The organism is Ruegeria sp. H7 (assembly GCF_056532945.1).
Genome location: NZ_JBQFNZ010000001.1, coordinates 549,091 through 566,878 on the forward strand (window position 1 = coordinate 549,091; position 17,788 = coordinate 566,878).

At 61.0% G+C, this 17,788-nt stretch carries 16 protein-coding genes; 3 read left to right on the forward strand and 13 right to left on the reverse strand.

Annotation, left to right across the window (positions count from 1 at the left end; translation table 11 throughout):
• The first annotated feature begins 75 nt into the window (after window positions 1-75).
• Together ACR0AC_RS02570 and ACR0AC_RS02575 are read left to right on the forward strand one after the other, a co-directional pair.
• Window positions 76-1,866, forward strand: a complete 1,791-nt coding sequence (locus ACR0AC_RS02570) for an aminopeptidase P family protein (RefSeq protein ID WP_480871810.1) — start codon at window positions 76-78, stop codon at window positions 1,864-1,866.
• A 63-nt stretch (window positions 1,867-1,929) separates the two neighbouring features.
• Window positions 1,930-2,271, forward strand: a complete 342-nt coding sequence (locus tag ACR0AC_RS02575) for a DUF427 domain-containing protein (RefSeq protein WP_480871812.1) — start codon at window positions 1,930-1,932, stop codon at window positions 2,269-2,271.
• Window positions 2,272-2,314: 43 nt separating this feature from the next.
• Here the strand turns inward: ACR0AC_RS02575 and ACR0AC_RS02580 are convergent, their stop codons facing one another.
• On the reverse strand, window positions 2,315-3,436 hold the full coding sequence (locus tag ACR0AC_RS02580; RefSeq protein WP_480871814.1) for a TauD/TfdA family dioxygenase: 1,122 nt from the start codon (window positions 3,434-3,436) through the stop codon (window positions 2,315-2,317).
• A gap of 189 nt (window positions 3,437-3,625) precedes the next feature.
• Between ACR0AC_RS02580 and ACR0AC_RS02585 the strand changes: the two genes are divergently transcribed.
• Window positions 3,626-4,993, forward strand: coding sequence for a DUF3179 domain-containing protein (locus tag ACR0AC_RS02585; RefSeq protein WP_480871816.1), 1,368 nt, complete (start codon window positions 3,626-3,628; stop codon window positions 4,991-4,993).
• Here ACR0AC_RS02585 and ACR0AC_RS02590 read toward each other — a convergent pair.
• From ACR0AC_RS02590 to ACR0AC_RS02645, 12 genes are all read right to left on the reverse strand, one after another.
• Window positions 4,990-6,675, reverse strand: coding sequence for a chloride channel protein (locus tag ACR0AC_RS02590; RefSeq protein ID WP_170452070.1), 1,686 nt, complete (start codon window positions 6,673-6,675; stop codon window positions 4,990-4,992). The genes ACR0AC_RS02585 and ACR0AC_RS02590 overlap by 4 nt on opposite strands.
• 101 nt (window positions 6,676-6,776) lie before the next feature.
• Entirely contained in the window at window positions 6,777-8,426 is a 1,650-nt protein-coding gene (recN, locus tag ACR0AC_RS02595) for a DNA repair protein RecN (protein ID WP_480871818.1), read from the reverse strand.
• Window positions 8,427-8,457: 31 nt separating this feature from the next.
• Window positions 8,458-9,300 (reverse strand): outer membrane protein assembly factor BamD, encoded by an 843-nt coding sequence (locus ACR0AC_RS02600; RefSeq protein WP_170452073.1) that lies wholly within the window; start codon window positions 9,298-9,300, stop codon window positions 8,458-8,460.
• Window positions 9,301-9,426: 126 nt separating this feature from the next.
• Window positions 9,427-10,347 carry a UDP-3-O-acyl-N-acetylglucosamine deacetylase gene (lpxC, locus tag ACR0AC_RS02605; protein ID WP_170734332.1) on the reverse strand — a complete coding sequence of 307 codons (921 nt, stop codon included), beginning with the start codon at window positions 10,345-10,347 and terminating at the stop codon, window positions 9,427-9,429.
• A 213-nt stretch (window positions 10,348-10,560) separates the two neighbouring features.
• Window positions 10,561-12,162: a cell division protein FtsZ gene (gene ftsZ, locus ACR0AC_RS02610; protein WP_480871820.1), complete on the reverse strand. Its 1,602-nt coding sequence runs from the start codon at window positions 12,160-12,162 to the stop codon at window positions 10,561-10,563.
• A gap of 349 nt (window positions 12,163-12,511) precedes the next feature.
• Window positions 12,512-12,925: a hypothetical protein gene (locus ACR0AC_RS02615; protein ID WP_170622368.1), complete on the reverse strand. Its 414-nt coding sequence runs from the start codon at window positions 12,923-12,925 to the stop codon at window positions 12,512-12,514.
• A complete protein-coding gene (ftsA, locus tag ACR0AC_RS02620) occupies window positions 12,912-14,246 on the reverse strand; it encodes a cell division protein FtsA (RefSeq protein ID WP_170452079.1) in 1,335 nt (444 codons plus the stop codon). Before ftsA ends, ACR0AC_RS02615 begins: the two co-directional genes overlap by 14 nt.
• Window positions 14,247-14,254: 8 nt before the next feature.
• A complete protein-coding gene (locus ACR0AC_RS02625) occupies window positions 14,255-15,262 on the reverse strand; it encodes a cell division protein FtsQ/DivIB (RefSeq protein WP_480871822.1) in 1,008 nt (335 codons plus the stop codon).
• Entirely contained in the window at window positions 15,250-16,173 is a 924-nt protein-coding gene (locus ACR0AC_RS02630; protein ID WP_170452083.1) for a D-alanine--D-alanine ligase, read from the reverse strand. Before ACR0AC_RS02630 ends, ACR0AC_RS02625 begins: the two co-directional genes overlap by 13 nt.
• Window positions 16,174-16,276: 103 nt before the next feature.
• A complete protein-coding gene (murB, locus tag ACR0AC_RS02635; protein ID WP_170452085.1) occupies window positions 16,277-17,203 on the reverse strand; it encodes a UDP-N-acetylmuramate dehydrogenase in 927 nt (308 codons plus the stop codon).
• Window positions 17,204-17,259: 56 nt separating this feature from the next.
• A complete protein-coding gene (locus tag ACR0AC_RS02640; protein WP_170452087.1) occupies window positions 17,260-17,502 on the reverse strand; it encodes a DUF2484 family protein in 243 nt (80 codons plus the stop codon).
• Window positions 17,499-17,747, reverse strand: a complete 249-nt coding sequence (locus tag ACR0AC_RS02645) for a DUF2484 family protein (RefSeq protein WP_170452089.1) — start codon at window positions 17,745-17,747, stop codon at window positions 17,499-17,501. Before ACR0AC_RS02645 ends, ACR0AC_RS02640 begins: the two co-directional genes overlap by 4 nt.
• Between the last annotated feature and the right edge of the window lie 41 nt (window positions 17,748-17,788).

The window sequence follows — 17,788 nt, forward strand, 5'->3', positions numbered from 1 at the left end:
GCCTCCGGCGGCCGTATTTTGGACAAGAAGAAGAGGCGGCGTTTCAAGCCGTCCTTCGGTTTGAGGGAGGGAACGATGTTTCAGTCTTTTGAAGTTACGGCGCGTCCGGAACAGGGGCCGCCGCGCTTGGCTGCATTGCGGGCCGAGATGGAGCGTGAGGGACTGGACGGGTTTCTGATCCCGCGCGCGGATGCGCATCAGGGGGAATATGTGGCCCCGCGGGATGAGCGGCTGGGCTGGTTGACCGGGTTTACCGGCTCGGCCGGGTTCTGCGCTGCGCTGCGCGATGTGGCCGGTGTGTTTGTCGATGGGCGGTATCGGACGCAAGTCAAGGCGCAGGTTGCCGAGGTCTACACTCCGGTCCCATGGCCGGATGTCAGCCTGAGCACCTGGTTGAAAGAGCAGTTGCCGCAGGGCGGCAAGGTCGGGTTTGACCCCTGGTTGCACGCGGCCGGTCAGGTCTCGGCCGTGGCGAAAGAGCTTGCGGGCAGCGGTATTGAACTGGTGCGCAGTGACAATCTGGTAGACCGGATCTGGGCGGATCAGCCTGCCCCGCCAATGAACCCTGTGGCAGCCCATCCGATTGAATTTGCCGGGGAAACCGCCGAAAGCAAGATCGCGCGACTGGCGGAGGGTTTGAATACGTCCGGGCGCGCGGCGGCGCTGATCACCTTGCCGGATTCGATCATGTGGCTGCTGAATATTCGCGGCTCGGACATCGCCTATAACCCTGTGGCGCACGGGTTCGCGATTTTGCACGCCGTCGGGCAGGTTGATCTGTTCATGGCCGCCGGAAAGCTGGACGGTGTACGCGAGCATTTGGGGGATCAGGTCTCGGTCCGGGACCCTGCGGAGTTTCTGGATGCTGTCGGTCGGTTGGAGGGGCGCGTTCAGGTGGATCCGAACACGGTACCTCAGATCGTTGCAGACGCTTTGGGGGACAAGATGGTTGATGGCGGCGATCCCTGCGCCGTGCCGAAAGCCTGTAAAAACCCGGCTGAAATCGCAGGCAGCGCCGAGGCGCATTTGCGTGATGCGGTTGCGGTGATCGAAACCTTGTGCTGGTTGGATGGACAAGGCCCCGGTACCGTCTCTGAAACCCAGGTCGTGACACGGCTGGAAGAGAGCCGGCGCAAAGACAATGCGTTGCAGGACATTTCGTTCGACACAATCGCGGGAACCGGCCCCCATGGTGCGATCATGCACTACCGGGTGACCGAGGCGACCGATAGCAGGTTGGAAAACGGCCATCTGCTGGTGCTGGACAGTGGCGGGCAATATCTGGACGGGACCACCGATATTACTCGAACCATTGGAATCGGCGAGGTCGGAGAGGTCGAAAAAGCCTGCTTCACCCGCGTTCTGAAGGGCATGATCAATCTGTCGATGCTGCGCTGGCCGGTCGGGCTGGCCGGGCGCGACATTGAATGCATCGCCCGGGTGCCGCTGTGGCAGGCGGGACAGGATTTCAATCACGGGGTCGGTCACGGTGTCGGCGCTTACCTAAGCGTGCACGAAGGCCCGCAGCGCCTGTCGCGGATCAGCCACGTGCCGTTGGAGCCCGGCATGATCCTGTCGAACGAGCCCGGATATTACCGCGAAGGCGCGTTTGGTATTCGCATCGAAAACCTTGTCGTGGTCGAAGAAGCCCCCAACCTGCCTGACGGCGATGATGAACGCGCCATGCTGCAATGGCGTACGCTGACTTACGTGCCGATTGACCGGCGCCTGATCTTGGTAGATATGCTTACCTCCACCGAACGCGCCTGGCTGAACAGCTATCATCAGGCCGTTGCAGAAAAGATCCGGCCAAGGCTGGGCCCTGAGGCTCAACTGTGGTTGGATGCCGCAACAGCGCCGATTTGACATCGGACTGTTACATGGAACGGGCAGAGGAGAGGCCCGAAAAAGGCGAGGAAAAGACGAAATATGACTGAGATCACAATCGAGAAGGCGGACGGAAAGTGGAGCGTTCGCTCGGGCGGTGCGGTTCTGGGCGAAAGCAGCAATGCTCTGGTACTGCTGGAAGGCGACCTGGATCCAGTGGTCTATTTTCCTCGCGCGGATATCGCGATGGCGTTTCTGGATCAGACGGACAAGGTTACGCATTGCCCGCATAAGGGCGACGCGACGCATTATTCGATCGTGAACAAGTCATCGGTGACAGAAAACGCCGCCTGGAGCTATGAAAGCCCGATCCCTGCCGTGGCCGACATCAAGGGGTATCTGGCGTTTTATCCGGCGGAGTCAGTGAAGGTTGAACAGATTTAAACCTGTTTGGTCCACCTGTATTTGCCCTGGGCTGCGGCGCGGATCAGGCAAAACCCTTGCGCACCAGCGTGCGGTAGCTTGATCGCATCTCGCCCCGGTCGATGTAACATCCCCGCAGATAGCGCTCTCCGCTTGTGGCAGAATATGCCTCGCGGCCATGAACGATCCGGTGGTTGTCGAAGACAAAGCACTCTCCGGCCTGCATGCGAAAGCGGTTGAGGTATTTGGGGCTGTTGATTGCCCGCAGGAACTTGCTGAAAGCCGGGTAATAGGCATCCAGAACGTCCTGGGGCAAATCAAACACATCCGCCATATGCTGCGAGATGGTCACGCCTGACACGGTGCCATTTGTATCCAGTTCGATCACGTGCTGATGCGCGCGCCAGTCGAAATCTTCGTGGTCATAGAAAAACGGCACTTTGTGCTGGACCAGCAGATCAAAGTCTTCGGGGTGTTCGGCGCGGAAATCTTCGGCCACGGCGGCCCCGTCGACAAACAGGCTGTAGCCCCCATCCACGCTGTTTCTGCGGCAATGCAGAAACTGAACACCGGGCGCCATTTCTTCTGACGGTGTGTCGGTATGCATCTCCAGCGCATTGGCGGTGAACGCAAGATTGACGGGGTCTACATGGACCTTCACATCAAAATATTCACCAGCGACCGAGGGCCGGACCAGCCCGAGGCAATTGGTGAGTTTGGTCAAGGACTCGTCGCTGTCCTCCATATCCGTGATAACGGCGACGCCTTCTTCGATCAAGGCACGGGCCCAGGCCGCGCGGGTTGGCATGTCGTGGATCACGTCTTGTTGGCTGAACCGTGGAAAGCTGTCGCTATGCCCGGCCCGCCAGAGCTTTCTGGGAAGCACCGCCGGATCATCCCGCCCGCCGCGTGTCTGAAACCCCATCAGCCAGTCGATTGAATACCGGCTTTGGTGGTCTTCACCCAGCCAATCGATGATCAGATCATTGCCCTCAACCTCGGCCGATCTGGCCTGCGGGGCTTGAGTCAGCGAAGTAATGTCAAACGTGCGCTCACGCAGTTCGGGATCAAAAGACGAGGTGCAATTGTCCCGCAGCCAGTAATAGTTGAAATAGACGTCCTGCCCACCGGTGTGGAGAACAAGCCCCTGATCTTTCAGAGCAACCGCACCATTTGTGTTCGACATCGCTGGCTCCTGGCAGATGAAACAACCGCATGTGTTGGTCCCGTTTCCGGGATTCTGACGCGACCATGACGAGATTCGAATTTCGACGCAAAGCCAATTTCAAATTCGCGTATCCTGCTCACGCGACTGTGGTGTGCATGTGAAGCGTGTGGCGTGCACACTGAATGTGGATGCGAACAGGAGGGTGCCATGTCTGTTTCACGTCGCAGATTTGCCGGGTTGATCGGGGTCGGAGCGTTAGTGCCGGGGTCGGTATGGGCGCAAAGCGATTCGGTGCTGGAGGCCATACGCAGCACGCTGTATTCCGGTCGTACCGATTTTGAAGCACAGATGGCTTACCTGATACGGCGAGGAAACCCGGATGTGGTTCCGGCCCTGATCACCGCGATGCGGTTTTCTGACCGGCGGCGGGACGAGATTTCCGAAGTGATTGAAACCCTCTCGGGCCAGAAATACGGCACTGACTGGTTTGACTGGATGCTCTGGCAGGAACGGAACCCGCAACTGGTCCCCCATCCGTCGCTCATCCCGTTCAAACGCGAAGTTCTGTTGGGGATCGATCAGAATTTCGATCTGTTCCTGCGGCCCGAATACCTGACGCGCGACAGGATGAAAATCCGGCTGGAAGAGATCGCATGGGGCGGCGTTTACAAGGATGGCATTCCCTCATTGGACAATCCGACGCTGATCTCGGCCTCGGATGCCAGTTACCTCAGGGACGATGATCTGGTCTTTGGCGTCTCGATCAACGGCGACACGCGCGCCTATCCGCTGCGGATCATGGGCTGGCACGAGATGTTTAACGAGGTGATCGGCGGGGTCCCTGTCGCCCTGGCCTATTGCACCCTATGCGGGTCCGGTATTTTGTTCGAAACGCAGGTCGCGGGTCGGCGCAAGCCCTTTGTGTTTGGCTCGTCAGGGTTCCTTTACCGTTCGAACAAGCTGATGTTTGACCGCGAGACGCATTCGCTGTGGAACCAATATACCGGCAAGCCCGTCGTCGGCCCACTGGTTGACAGCGGGATAGAACTGAAACAGCGGCCGGTTGTCATCACCACCTGGGATAGCTGGAAAACCTCGCACCCTGACACGCGGGCCTTGTCGTTGAATACCGGGCATCGGCGGAACTATGGCTCGGGCGTGGTGTATCGCGAGTATTTTGCCTCATCCGAACTGATGTTCCCGGCGCAGGTGGATCAGTCGCAGCACCGGCAAAAGGACTATGTGTTTGCGATCCGCCAGTTTGGTGCGGCACGGGCCTGGCCTTTGGATGCGTTCAGCCGGACGCGCGTGATCAACGATGCGATTGCAAACCGGCCTTTGGTTTTGATCGGCAACCCGGATCGGCGCACCGTCCGCGCCTATGAGCGTGCCGGCCACAGGTTCACGGCTGCGGATGGCGGTCTGGTGGATGAAGCAGGCCGCAAATGGACCTTGACCGAAGAAATGCTGATCGGCCCGGATGGCACCCAATTGCCACGGGTGGCCGGGCATATCTCGTACTGGTTTGCCTGGGACAACTATCTGGGCGACGCCGCGAGCGTGTATCGGGGCTAGGAATGCTCCTCGGCCGCTGTGGCCGCCAGCGCGCGGTTATACGCCTTCAGCGCATCGACGTGATACAAGGCACCAACCGGGGTTTCGGTCCCGTCGTCTTCCAGGATGATCACCGGGATGCATGGAATGTCGTCCCGGTCGAAATAGGGCATCGCAGCCTCCAGCGTGGCGCTGGCCTTGACACACAGGCCCTGCTCGATCAGCGCGCGCGCCTCGTCAGCGGTGATCGAGCGCGCGTCGCCAATGGGTCGCATCACCGCCCCGGCTCGCAGCATGGCCAGCAGATAGGCCTGCGGCCCGGCGGCCAGATGCACATTGCGACGTTCAAGCTGGGTCAGGAAGAACGACCGATCCACAAGGCGCGAGGCCAGCGCTGTGGACATCGACACCGACACCATCACGGCCAGACCGATCTGCCAGTCTCCGGTCAATTCAAACACGATCAGTGTGGTCGAGATCGGCGCACCAAGAACAGCCGCCGCAACCGCCCCCATTCCGGCAAAGGCATAGAGCGTGTGGGTTCCCGACACGTCGGGCAACAAACCGGTGGCAATCAGACCAAAGGCCAGCCCCGTCAGCGCGCCGATCATCAACGCGGGTGAGAATACCCCGCCCCCCATGCGCCCGCCCATGGTGATGGCAACCGCAACGGTCTTGACCACGGCAAACAGGATGGCCGTCGTCAACACAAGATCGCCGGTCAGGGCGCGGGTCGTCGTTTCATACCCCACACCGATGATATGCGGGAACCAGATCGCCAGCAGGCCCAGCATCGCACCGGACACAGCCGGACGCAGCCAACCGGGCAGAGACAGGCGGTTCTGGATGTGGTTGCCAATATCCTCGGCAAAGAAGATCGAGCGCATCAGCAGCAAGGCCACAAACCCGCAGATCAGCCCGAGGATCAGAAAGGCGGGCAGTTCCACGTAGAATTGCAGCGATCCGGGTGTATCCAGCGTGAATTCAGTGACATCGCCATATTCCAGCCGGTTGATCACAGTCCCTGCGACCGAGGCGATGACAATGGGCGCAAAGGCGTGCACGGCGAAGTGGCGCAACACAACCTCAAGCGCGAACAGCGCCCCGGCGATGGGCGCGTTGAAGCTGGCTGAAACGGCGGCGGCGACCGCGCACCCCAGCAGATCCCGCCCGGTGATCCCGTCGGCGTGGATGCGGTTGCTGACCCAGGTCGAGATGACACCGGCCATATGCACCACCGGTCCCTCCCGACCGGTTGAGCCGCCGGAACTCAGCGTGATCAGCGAGGCGAAGAACGAGGCGATACCAGCCTTGGTTTCTACCCGGCCATCGCTGACGGCGGCCCCTTCGATCACGTCCGCGACAGACCGCACGCGGCCATCATCGGTAAACTTGTTCAGGATGATACCGACGATTAGACCGCCAATGATGGGGATGATCAACACCATGAACCACGGCAGCATCTCTGCATGGCTGTGCAGCAGCAGAATATCCTCGGTGTCGTAGAGATACGCCTGCAGCGCGCGGATCGCCTTGCGGAACCCCAGCGCCATGAACCCGGCGGCGATTCCGATGGCCAGGGCGATGAACCAGAACTGAATCTGGCTGGGCCCACGCCGCCGCATCACCCGCCACGCATCCTTGATCGCGGCCATGGCCTGATTGAGCTGGTTGCGCAGAACGGTGCGGGTTGACTGGGTCATTGGCCCTCGGGGATCAATACATACCCCTTAGTAAGCCACGGGGCGGCCATATAAAAGTGCGATAGCGACGGTGGAGGCACCAGGAAACGCCACAAGCGGCGTCAGGCGTCCAGCAAGGCGCGGGCGGCAGCGCGCGCTTCGTCGGTGATCGTGTCGCCCGACACCATTCTGGCAATCTCATCCACGCGATCACCTTCGGCCAAGGGCACAACCGTCGAAAGGGTCTGACCCGCGTTTACCTGCTTCTGCACCCGCCAGTGATGCGCAGCGCGCGCAGCCACTTGGGGTGAGTGTGTGACGACCAGCACCTGCCCGCCTTGCGCAAGGGCCGCCAACCGCCGCCCCACCGCATCCGCCGTCGCACCGCCAACGCCCCGGTCGATCTCGTCAAAGATCATCGTTCGGGCACTGTCATCGCCGGACAGGCAAACTTTGAGCGCCAGCAGAAACCGGCTGAGTTCACCACCCGAGGCGATCTTGTTCAGCGGCCCCGACGGCGCGCCGGGGTTGGTGGCAACCGTGAAGGCCACCGCATCGGTGCCTTCGGGGCCGGGATCGGCTGGCGAGATTTCTGTCTGAAACACCGCCCGTTCCATTTTCAGCGGTGCAAGCTCGGCCATGACCGCCGCATCCAACTGCCCGGCGGCCTTTTGGCGGGTCGCGCTGAGCCTGGCCGCAGCCGTATCATATGCGGCCTGCGCAGCCTCGACGGCGGCCCGACGCTCGGCCAGATCGGCGTCACCGGCATCCAACTGCCCCAAACGATCCCGCAGAGTATCTGCAAACGGGCCCAGATCATCCGGTGCCACGTCATGCTTGCGGGCCAGCGCGCGGATCGCGAACAGGCGTTCTTCGGCGGCTTCCAGTTCCGCCGGATTGAAGTCCAGCGCCTGAAGGCAGGCGTTCACACCGTCCTGCGCCTCACCCAATTCGATCAGGGCACGCCCCAGCGCAGCGATGGGGTCTTCCAACTGCCCGCCTGCATTGTCGGACACACCTTCGAGCCAGCGCATTGCGTCCGACATCGCGCCTTCGGCACCTTCACCGCCCAACAGGTCAAATGCGCGGGCGACGTCATCGCGGATCCGCTCGGCCCCCTGCATCATGCGGCGGCGCGCATCCAGATCGGCATCCTCACCCGGTTGCGGGTCCAGCTTGTCCAACTCGGCCACGGAATGACGCAGAAATTCCTCTTCAGCGCGCATCGCGGCCAGCGCGGCCTCGGTCTCGGCCAATGCCTTGCGGCTGCGCGACATCTCGGACCACGCACGGCGTACCAATGCCAACTGTTCCGAGACCTGAGCGTAGTCATCCAGCAAAACCCGGTGGCCGCGCGGGTTCAGCAATCCGCGATCATCATGCTGGCCGTGCAACTCGATCAGCGTTTCGGACAGCGCCCGCAGCACCTCGCCCGAGCAACGACGATCATTGACCCAGGCGGTTTTGCGGCCCTCGGCGGTATTAACACGGCGCAGGATCAACTCCTCTCCGCCCGGCAAACCGGCCTCGGCCAGAACCGCATGGGCCGGATGGTCGTCGGGCAGCTCAAACTCGGCTACAACTTCACCCTGCGCTGCACCCTGCCGAACCAGTTCGGCCCGACCGCGCCAACCCAGAACGAACCCCAGCGAATCCAAAAGGATCGACTTACCCGCCCCGGTCTCACCCGTCAGCGCGTTCAGACCCGGCTGGAACGTCAGTTCCAACCGGTCGATGATCAGCATGTCACGGATATCTAAGGCGCGCAGCATCGGGTGTTAGCATCCCCAGACCGTCACCAGCTTACAACCACTGACCCTTGATCGTCTGGCGATAGATCTGGCTGAGCCAGTTGTTGCCACGGCTCTTCAGATCCAGCCCGCGCGAAGTCAACAGCTTGTAGGCATCGTCATACCATTCCGAGGACTGGTAGTTGTACCCAAGGATCGCGCCTGCGGTCTGCGCCTCATCAAACAGACCCAAGGACAGATAGGCCTCGACCAAACGATACAGCGCTTCGGCTGTGTGCGACGTGGTCTGGAAATCCTCGACCACGACACGGAAGCGGTTGATGGCCGCGATATAGTGATCCTGACGCAGGTAATAGCGCCCAATCTCCATTTCCTTGCCCGCCAGATGGTCAAAGGCCAGATCGAACTTCAACACTGCCGAGGTGGCATACTCGCTGTCGGGGTAAACCTCGATCACCGTGCGCAGCGCTTGCAGGGCCTGAAAGGTCAGGCCCTGGTCGCGGCCAACTTCGTCGATCTGGTCATAATAGCTGAGCGCCAACAGATACTGCGCATAGGCCGCATCTTCGTCGGTGGGGTAAAAGTCGATATAGCGCTGCGCGGCGGCGCGGCTTTCTTCGTAATTCTTGTCGGCATGGAATGAAAACGCCTGCATGATCAGCGCGCGTTTGGCCCAATCCGAATAGGGGTACAGCCGTTCGACTTCCGAGAAATACCAAGCCGCGTCGTCCGAGCGATTCTGCGACAGCTCATATTCGCCACGCGTATAAATCTGCTCGGGCGTGAAGCCTTCAAGGTTCTGTTCGCGGTCAGCGCCCCTGTTACCACATGCTGTCAAAACTGCTGCCAGAAGAATCGCGCCCGCGAACCTGACTGCCGCTTTGCTGCCAACCATACCGCCCATCCTTGTCATCATACTCAACGAGGTTTGCCCCGAATTGAGCCATGGTCTAGCATAGATATTTCCGGTGCAAAACGCCTTATGCGCGCTCTGTCGCAAATGTCGTCAGAGTTGATTGAATCAGGCGACCGCCGGAATTTCATCCAGAACAAGGCCCTGACCCGGCAAGCGGGCTGCCTGTTCAGGTGTGCACAGGATCGGACGCACGGCGCCGGGTGTCTCGAACAGCTTGCGCAGCAGGGTGTTGGTCATCGAATGGCCGGACTTGTCACCGGTGAAATGACCCAGGATCGGACCACCCGCCAGATAAAGATCACCCAACGCATCCAGCATCTTGTGACGAACGGCTTCGTCCGCATAGCGCAGGCCACCCGGGGTCAGAACCTCGTCACCCTGCACCACAACAGCGTTTTCCAGCGTACCGCCCAGGGCCAGACCGTTTTCGCGCATGGCTTCCACGTCGATGCGACGGCAGAAGGTGCGGCAATCGCTCAGCTCGCGCACGAAGGATCCGTTGCGCATATCCAGCGTTTTGGTCTGATTGCCGATAGCGGCATCTTCAAAGTCGATATGGAAATCGATGATCAGCCCATCCGCCGGAGCGATAGATGCGCTGGCCCCCTCGCGCGATGCGGTGACGGGTTTCAGCACTTCATAAGCCAGAACCGGGCTGGCCTGACGGCGCACACCCTTGGCCATGATGCCCCGGACAAAGTCGATGGACGACCCGTCCATGATCGGCACTTCGGGCCCGTCAATCTCGATCAGCGCGTTGTGCACGCCGCAACCCGCCAGCGCCGCCATGATGTGTTCGACGGTCGACACCGACACGCCTGCTTCATTGATCAGCCGGGTGCACAGCGGCGTACGTTCGACAATGTCATAGATGGCAGGGATCAAAGCGTTGCCCAGCTCGATATCCGTCCGTTTGAACCAGATGCCATGACCTGCTGCTGCCGGTTTCAGAACCATGACAACAGGCTGACCGCCGTGCAGTCCGACGCCTTTGAACGTGACCGGAGATTTGAGCGTATGTTGCAAAATGGGCCTCAGCGAGTGGTGTCCAGCCTCGGACGGCTGTGTTGGACACCCAGTTAAGGAAGCGGGCGGTCAGGCTCAACTCACTCTTTGCAACTGAATGAAACATCAATGTAACAGATCGGCAAAACCCTGCTTATCTGCTCATAAATCCTTAACAAATATAGAAAAAGGGCCGCCTGATGGCGACCCTTGACGCTCATTTTGTTACCGCGATCAGTTGGCTTGACGGCGCAGGAAAGCCGGAATTTCGATCCGCTCCTGGTCGGGATCCGCTTCTTCATGCGCAGGTGCCGTGGCGTCAGCCTGCCGCATCGCGGGCTGCTGACGGACCGGCTGCGCGGGGGTATCCGCGGCGTGACCGGTCATCCGATCGATCAGTCGGTTAAAGCCAAAGCGGGGGCGCTCTTCGGCTTCAGCTTGCGGCTGCGGCGCGGGTTCCGGCGACCGTGTTGCGGTCAGACGCTGCGCTGCCGAGGGGACATTCTGCACCGCCGCCTGCAAGCGCTGCAGCGCTTCGGGCGAAGGCGTTCCCGCCGCGTGTGGATGCGCGGCGTAGGCGTCCGGCGCCTGCTCAACAGGTTCCGGCTGCGGTTCGAACTCAGCGACACGCGGTTGGTAGGCGGGTGGCGGAAGGCCATCATCGTCCTGTTCGTCACGCGGCTGGAATTGCGCGGGCTCTTCGGTTGCCTCGAACAGCGAGGGTTCGCGGTTTTCCGGCATCTGAGGCGCGGCCTCGGCCACTTCTGCCGCGGCAGGCACTTCTTCACGCACAGGTTCTTCGGCCGAAACGGTGCGGGTCAGCGGCTCGGACATCGAACGGCGCGCAACCGGCACATCGCTGGTTTTTTCCGTGGCATCGATCCCGGTTGCCACGACAGAAACGCGCATTCCGCCTTCCATTGCGGTGTCGAGGGTCGAACCGACGATAATATTGGCCTCGGGGTCCACTTCCTCGCGAATGCGGTTGGCGGCCTCGTCCAGTTCGAACAGTGTCAGGTCGTGCGAGCCTGTGATGTTGATCAACACGCCCTTCGCGCCTTTGAGGCTGATTTCGTCCAGCAGCGGGTTGGCAATCGCCTTTTCGGCGGCCTGAATGGCGCGATCTTCGCCGGTCGCCTCGCCCGTGCCCATCATCGCCTTGCCCATCTCGTCCATCACGGCGCGCACGTCCGCGAAGTCGAGGTTGATCAGACCCGGACGCACCATCAGATCAGTCACGCCCTTGACGCCCTGATACAGAACGTCATCGGCCATCGAGAACGCCTCGGTGAACGTGGTCTTTTCATTGGCCAGACGGAACAGGTTCTGGTTCGGGATGATGATCAGCGTATCGACGACCTGTTGCAGCGCCTCAACGCCGTCTTCGGCCTGACGCATGCGCTTGGCACCTTCGAACTGGAAGGGTTTGGTGACAACGCCAACGGTCAGCACACCCAGTTCCCGCGCGGCCTGCGCGATGATCGGCGCGGCCCCGGTACCGGTACCCCCGCCCATACCGGCGGTGATGAAACACATATGCGCACCTGCCAGATGATCGACGATCTGTTCGATGCTTTCTTCGGCGGCGGCGGCCCCAACCGTCGGACGGGCCCCTGCCCCCAGACCTTCGGTGACCTTCACACCCAGTTGCACCCGCGCCGAAGACTGGCTTTGCTGCAACGCCTGCGCGTCGGTGTTGGCGACGACAAAATCGACGCCGTCCAACTGTTTTTCAATCATGTTGTTGACCGCGTTGCCGCCTGCGCCGCCAACGCCAAATACTGTAATCCGAGGCTTCAGTTCGTCGTGCCCGGGCATCGAAAGATTCAATGTCATGCTCTGTCCGCCTGTATTTTTGTTCCGCCAAAGCGGTGTTTTTCTTACCTATCCTTGTTCGATTCTATCCTTGTGATGCGCAAAGGTCACGTCAAAAATCGCGCAAATCCACAAAATATGGAGGAAATAAGGCATCAAACGGCGGTATTTCGCACCAGCCGCCAAATCTTGCGGAGTGGCCTAAAGATGCCACAAGACAGCCGAAAACCGCGCCGTGGCGATTGATTTGCACACGGACGGAAATCCCGGTTTTGGTAGGGCGGAAAACTGCTCAATGTCCTGCCGCCGGGCCTCTGACGGGCCTTGTGGATATCTTTAGGGATAAATCCCGCAGCCGCAACCGGTTTCTTTAGCTGATCGGGGCACTTGGACAGTCCAAGCCGTTTTCGGTGATGCTGCGCACCTCTTGAATTTCGCCGTTTGTCAATGACGCCAGCCGGACCATCAGGCGGTCTTCATGCAGAAACGGCCACCAGCAGACCGGAATGCCATCCGGGTCATTGTCATATAGAAAGCAGATCTGGCCGTTGGGCGTGGTGATCTGCCCGTAGACGCAGCCCCTCCCTGCTTCCCGCCAGACCGAAGTTCTGTGGTTCAGGAATTCCTCCGTTCCGACCAGATCACCGCTGCGGATCTCGTAGAACATGACGGTTTTGCCGATAACGGCGTCCAGAAAAACCTCGGGCGTGATCAGGGTTTGGGCCGGGGCGAGACCCGGCCACAACGCCAGAGCGGCGCCGCCAAGGGTTTTACCAATTGTCACGGAACCACCGCACCGCGCGCTTGAACGGGCGCGCGGCATAGGTATCGACCGGAATTTCGAAATCCCACCATTCGTCCTGCGGATGTGCCGCAAACAGGCTGAGACCTACGGCTGAGGAAAAGCCCGGCCCCGTCGCCGATTGCGGCAGGCCGTGAACGCGCAGCGGACGGCCCAGGCGGACCCTTTGACCCAGAATGCGCGTGGCCAAACCGTCCAGCCCCATGATCTGGCTGCCGCCCCCGGTCAGAACGATCTGCTGGCTGGGCATATGTTCGAACCCGGCGGCATCCAGCCGCACGCGGACCTCTTCCAGAATTTCCTCGACCCGAGGCCGCATGATACCGATCAATTCAGCCCGGCTGACGGTACGGCGATCATGCTCCCAATCGCCGGTATCGCCGCCGATATCGATCAGGTCGCGATCATCGGCCCCGGTGGCATGGACGCCGCCATTAAAGGTCTTGATCCGCTCGGCCACGGCAGTCGGCACGCCGAGACCCATCGAGATGTCCTGCGTCACGTGATCGCCGCCCATGCGCACGCAGTCGGCATAGATCATGTGTTTCTTCATAAAGATCGAGACGCTGGTCGTGCCACCGCCCATGTCGATACAGGCGGCACCCAATTCCTGCTCATCCTCGACCAGCGCCGAGATGCCCGACACATAGGCCGAGTTCGCAATCCCCGCCAATTCCAGATCGCAGCGTTTGATGCAACGCACGATGTTCTGAATCGCCACAGCGTCGACAGTCAGCATGTGCATGTCCACGGCAAGGCTCTGCCCCAACTGCCCACGCGGATCGATCAGGCCCGAGCGGTTGTCCAGCGCAAAATTCACCGGCTGGGCATGCAGCACCTCGCGCCCTGCCCCGTAATCCGGCACGTCGCAAGCGTTGAGCACTCGGCCCACCTCGGCCTCGGTCACAAGCTGGCCTTCCAGATCGACTTGCGCGTCCAGACCGTAAGAGCGCGGGTTTGCGCCCGAGAAACAGGCGATCACGTGATCGACACGAATATCGGCCATCTTCTGCGCTGCCTGCAATGCGGTGCGAATGGCGCGCTCGGTTTCCTGCATCGCGGTGACTTCACCGAATTGCACCCCGCGCGAGCGTGTGGTCGCCGCGCCAATCACGCGGAACCCGGTCTGCCCGGCCATCGACCCGATGGTGTTGTCTTCGCTCAGCCGACCGGTCCCGTCAAACCGCAGCACAAGGCATGCGATCTTGGAACTGCCCACATCCAGAATGGCGATAACGCCCCGTTGCATCGCTTGTCTGCGCATCTGCCGCATGGCGCGCTGGGACTGATAAAGATCGGTCATCATGGTTGCTACTGCCCGTTACTCGCGTTCACTTTTGTATTCCACCAGTCTTCGCTGGCGGCTTTGGTCATTCTTATAGTTGGCCGGTTCCCAAGGCGCATGTCGACCACGGCCACATCACGCTCCAGCAGGTCCTGCACCTCGTTCACCGCCAGCACACGCTCCAGCGCGCGCACCGGGCGCTCGGTCGGCAGCATGATCCGCTGACCACGATCCAGCACCAGATCCCAGCGGCGCTCACCCACGCGCACCAATCCCCGGACACGAGTGCCAAGGCTGCGCGAGGTCTGAAAAATCTCAAGCGCCTCGGCCACATGCGCATCCGCACCTTCGCCCGCAATCAAGGGCAGGCCCGCATGATCCTTGCGCGAGACCGCCTGATCCACGTGCACACCGGTCTCATCCAACAGCTCAACGCCGTCACGGGTGCGCCAGACGATCACGGGCTGCCGTTCGACCACATCGACCTGAAGGATGCCTCCGGGCCGGATTCGCACGGTCGCGGATTTCACCGGGTCCAGCCCGGTGATCGTGTCGCGCATCTGTTCGACATCCAGATCCCAGGAACTGATCGGGAAATCCAACGGCACCACTTCGCGAATATCGTCGGCCAGACCGGCCCCTGCGCCATCAATGGCCATCAGGTTGACCATGAATTCCGGACGCTCCTGAATCGAGGTGCGGATGTCGGCGATATAGGTGCTGACCGCCTCGCGCCGATCTTCCGACGCAAAGTACAGGCCGATGGCAGCAGCCACCGCGCAAATCGGCAGGCCCAGCTTGACACCCAGTCGAATGCCCGGCGTCAGCATCCACCGCTGGAACCGATAGCTGAGCCGCGACGGCGCAGGATCAGCCCGGCGCGCTGTGCGGTTGAACAGCTTTACTCCGCTCAAGCGCAGAACGGGCTGAGTGTCATGGGGTTCCGTATCCGCAGATTCAAAATCGGCATCCGGACCGGCCAAGGCCTTGGTTCGGTGAATCACTGGCGCGCGGGTGGCTGTCAGCGGTCGCATGAGGCGTCCTCCACCATCCACACACAAAGCTGGCCGAATGTCATGCCCAGATGCTGCCCCTGCTCGGGCACCAACGAGGTCGGCGTCATGCCCGGCTGAGTATTGGTCTCCAGCAGGAACAAGCCGTCGCGCCCCTTGCTGTCGTCCCAGCGGAAATCGGTCCGGCTGACGCCCTTGCAGCCCAGCACATTGTGGGCGCGCAACGCGTAGTCCATGCACAGATCGAAAATCTCGGACGGAATCTCGGCAGGCAACACATGCCACGAGCCGCCGGGCTTGTATTTGGCGTCATAGTCATACCAGCCGCCATCGGTCATGATCTCGGTCACGGTCAGGGCGCGATCGCCCATCACCGTCACCGTCAACTCGCGCCCCGCCACGTATTGTTCGACCATCACCTGATCGGGCATGTCCTCGGACAGCTGCGGCGGGCCGTTCGCGTTTTCATGCACGATATAAATGCCGACGCTGGACCCTTCGTTGTTGGGCTTGGCCACGTAGGGCGGTGGCATGACGTGATCGGCCATCACATCCGACTTGGCGGCAATCACACTTTCCGCGATGGGCAGCCCGGCCACCCGAAACGCCTCTTTGCTGCGCTGCTTGTCCATCGCCAGGGCCGAGGCCAGCACGCCCGAATGCGTATAGGGAATGCGCATCCATTCCAGCAGACCCTGCACACAGCCATCCTCACCCCAGCGGCCATGCAGGGCGTTGAATACAACATCCGGTTTGATGTCCAATAGGCGCGCATAGAGGTCGGGACCCGCGTCCAGCTCGACCACTTCAATGCCTTCTCCCACAAGGGCGGCTGCGCATTCGCGCCCGCTGCTGAGTGACACCTCGCGTTCCGCCGAGGGGCCGCCCATCAATACCGCCACTTTGGGGTTTGTCCTGCTCGACAGTCCCACTTTGTGCGCCTCAATGTCCCCGGACCTTATGTCGTGGTCCGTACTGCGTTATGCCTTTGATCCGTCGCCTGAATTTGCCTGTTATGGTCTGACGGTTGGGGCTTTATTCTGTCAGCGGATCGCCGACCCGCATGATTTCCCACTCTAGCGTGATGCCGCTTGTTTCGTAAACCTTTTTTCGCACTTCTTCGCCCAGCCCTTCGAGGTCGGCAGCGGTGGCGTCACCGGTATTGATCAGGAAATTCGAGTGCTTCGGGCTCATCTGCGCGCCGCCCTTGGTGGCCCCGCGCATCCCCGCGTCATCGATCACCTTCCACGCCTTGAGGTCATGCACGTCGTCTTCCCGCCCCGTTGACGAGAACCCCGCCGGGTTACGGAAGGTCGATCCGGCGCTACGGTCCTTGGTCGGCTGCGTCTCATCCCGCTTTTTCAATTGTGCGTCCATGCGGGCGTGCAGTTCTTCCGGATTGCCCGAGGGGCCTTCGAACGTCGCCGAAACCAACACCGCGCCTTCGGGCAGATCGGTCTGGCGGTATCGGAAGTTCAGATCCGCTGGGGTCAGGTCCACGACCTCACCCTGCCGCGTGACGATGGTGGCTTTGCGCAGAACATCCGCTGTGTAACTGCCATAGCAGCCCGCGTTCATCCGCACCGCGCCTCCGACAGATCCGGGAATGGTGCGCAGAAACGTCAGGTCAACCCCCGCATCCGCCGCCTTCCGCGCCACATGCGCATCCAAGGCCGCAGCGCCTGCGGTGACGGTGTTACCGTCGATGGAGATACCATTGAAACCGCGCCCCAGCCGGATCACCACGGCACGCAAACCACCATCGCGCACGATCAGGTTAGACCCGACGCCCATCGGAAAAACAGGAGTATCTGCGGGCAGATCGCGCAGAAAGCCCCGCAAGTCTTCCAGATCGGCAGGTTGAAACAGATAGTCCGCCGGCCCTCCGACACGGAGCCATGTCAGGTCGTTGAGGCTGCGATTTTGGGACAGCCTGCCGCGTGTTGATGGAAGAGTGCTCATGGCCGCTAGATCGCGGATTTAGGCGTCCAAGGCAAGACGTATAAGGGATACGTTTCTCAGACCCGCCGACGCAGCCACCGCCCCAGATAAATCACTGGCCACCGAAGCACGGACATCCCCATTCCCAGCACCAGCAAGCCAATCCAGGGGCCATGCTCGAACGTGACATACCCAACGATTGGGATGCCAACCGCGATCAGGATGTAGGCGCGGGTCCAGTGGTTGTCCTTGCTGGGGATCATCGCCAGCACGTTGGCGGCCACACCCCAAGCAGCGGCGAGAGCAATCGACCAGCTCATTCCGTGACCTCCCGGCCCGTCCATTTGCGCCAGTAAAAGCGGATGGGATTGCGGAACATCGACACGAACCCGGCAAAGGCCGCAACCGACCAGAACCAGCCGTGATCATAACCCAGCCACAGGATCAGGACCGGCGCGCAGATCAGCAGCAAGATACCCGGAGGGAATTGCAGCCGCATCGGCAACAGCGCCACGATAGTCGCGCAGATCACCCAAAGTGCGGCAAAGATCATCGAATAGTCCATTCGCCCCCTCCACGGGTACGCGGTATCAGTGAATACTCTAT

Coding starts and splice junctions, on each gene's coding strand:
- ftsA (WP_170452079.1), bottom strand. CDS start 14,246: ATGACCGATCTTTATCAGTCCCAGCGCGCCATGCGGCAGATGCGCAGA.
- ACR0AC_RS02640 (WP_170452087.1), bottom strand. CDS start 17,502: ATGAGCTGGTCGATTGCTCTCGCCGCTGCTTGGGGTGTGGCCGCCAAC.
- ftsZ (WP_480871820.1), bottom strand. CDS start 12,162: ATGACATTGAATCTTTCGATGCCCGGGCACGACGAACTGAAGCCTCGG.
- ACR0AC_RS02580 (WP_480871814.1), bottom strand. CDS start 3,436: ATGTCGAACACAAATGGTGCGGTTGCTCTGAAAGATCAGGGGCTTGTT.
- ACR0AC_RS02575 (WP_480871812.1), top strand. CDS start 1,930: ATGACTGAGATCACAATCGAGAAGGCGGACGGAAAGTGGAGCGTTCGC.
- ACR0AC_RS02645 (WP_170452089.1), bottom strand. CDS start 17,747: ATGGACTATTCGATGATCTTTGCCGCACTTTGGGTGATCTGCGCGACT.
- ACR0AC_RS02600 (WP_170452073.1), bottom strand. CDS start 9,300: ATGGTTGGCAGCAAAGCGGCAGTCAGGTTCGCGGGCGCGATTCTTCTG.
- ACR0AC_RS02570 (WP_480871810.1), top strand. CDS start 76: ATGTTTCAGTCTTTTGAAGTTACGGCGCGTCCGGAACAGGGGCCGCCG.
- ACR0AC_RS02625 (WP_480871822.1), bottom strand. CDS start 15,262: ATGCGACCGCTGACAGCCACCCGCGCGCCAGTGATTCACCGAACCAAG.
- ACR0AC_RS02590 (WP_170452070.1), bottom strand. CDS start 6,675: ATGACCCAGTCAACCCGCACCGTTCTGCGCAACCAGCTCAATCAGGCC.
- murB (WP_170452085.1), bottom strand. CDS start 17,203: ATGAGCACTCTTCCATCAACACGCGGCAGGCTGTCCCAAAATCGCAGC.
- recN (WP_480871818.1), bottom strand. CDS start 8,426: ATGCTGCGCGCCTTAGATATCCGTGACATGCTGATCATCGACCGGTTG.
- ACR0AC_RS02585 (WP_480871816.1), top strand. CDS start 3,626: ATGTCTGTTTCACGTCGCAGATTTGCCGGGTTGATCGGGGTCGGAGCG.